The sequence below is a fragment of the Polynucleobacter sp. 35-46-11 genome, assembly GCF_002281105.1.
On the sequence record NZ_NCFJ01000594.1, the window covers coordinates 1 to 1,452 of the forward strand.

The following is a 1,452-nucleotide window of genomic DNA, read 5'->3' on the forward strand; positions in this document are numbered from 1 at the left end:
AAGCGGGAGCTGTCGTAAGCTAAGCCCGCTTCGCGTAGTGCTCGCTCAAATTGCGGCAAATAGGCTCGGCGCTTGACGAGCAATATAAAGTCACTAGCCCTTGCTGGTCGCCAATACTCTTTGCCATCTGTTTTATCAATCACTTGGCGTGTTGCCAGAACATGATGAATCAGGCGACTTACCTGTTGACCCTCCCAATAGCGCTGTTGCACTCCAACAGTCAGTCCCAAATCCTCAATTGGACTGTCCAGAGCACTACCGGTGCGTTCAGCTTGATCCTCTTGTTTGCGCTCAATCAGTGGCAATAACATTGCCTCGCCTTTGGCAGCATATTCTGGTTTAGCCATACCCTCTAATGGCGGCTTCCAATCTGTACTCTGCTTAGAGAACTGGTAACTTGTAGGGAGGGATTGGGATAAAAAGATGTTGTTGACGGCATTGTTGATTGCGTCGGCATTTCTGCGGGTGGTGTTCTTCTCCAAATACCTAGCCTGCATGGTCGCTTCCAAAAACTTCTTGGCACTAGTAAATAGTCTGGGGTCAGCACGCCGGAAACGATAGATCGACTGCTTCGGATCTCCCACAATAAAGACGCTGGGGCGTGAGCCATCTTGTCCATAACCTTCGAGCCAGGATCGCAGAATCTGCCATTGCAGCGGATTAGTGTCTTGAAACTCATCAATCAGAATGTGACTGTACTTGGCATCTAGTCTTGCTTGAAGATAAGCAGCATTAGACGGATCAGCCATTAACTGGCTCACACCAATCTCTAAATCATCAAAGTCACGCACACGCATGGACTCTTTTGCTTTTTGCATATGACCCAGCATGACTTCACTCATTGCAAACCAAGCAGTGTTGATTGCATCAGCATCTTGATCATTCTGCCAAGGAAACCATGCCTGATAGGCGTCTACCCAAGCATTTCGTATGGAGGTGATCTGCATCGGGTCGCCACCAGTCGCAGCCAGATGCTTCTGCATGGGCGAGGACATATTGGCGATATCGTCCGCTGGAGTGCGCTTTTGGGTTAAGAAGCAGCTTTGCCATGTATCTGCAATTTCCATGACAGAGTCTCCAGCCGCATGAAGCGAAATCGCCTTCTGAATCAGCGGCACCCTTTTCTTTTGAGTAGCAGTGCCATTACTAAAGCAATCGAGCATCACTTGTAAATCTTCTGCAGTACCAGGGCGTAGCCAAAATTCTTCTAGCGGGTTTGGCAAAGATAAATGGGGTAAGCATTGTGCTAATGCGTCGACTGGACTAATGCCCTTAGCCTTGCAAGCAGCCAAGAAAAATGTCCAAGCGCCCCTTTGCTTAAAGAGACTGTAATTACCCATCAAGAACTTGTCAGTTTCAAAGGCTCCAAACTCTTTGAGTAACACGTCATAGTGTTTTTTAAGATCAGCAGGTAAATCGCCCCACCAATCTTGCATGCACTCTTCTTGCAAG

Annotated in this window: 1 protein-coding gene; it reads right to left on the reverse strand. The window is 48.0% G+C overall.

What is annotated here, in order from left to right:
* A partial coding sequence (locus B7Y67_RS17950) for a UvrD-helicase domain-containing protein (RefSeq protein WP_293599797.1) occupies positions 1-1,436 on the reverse strand: 1,436 nt, incomplete at its 3' end.
* Positions 1,437-1,452 lie beyond the last annotated feature (16 nt).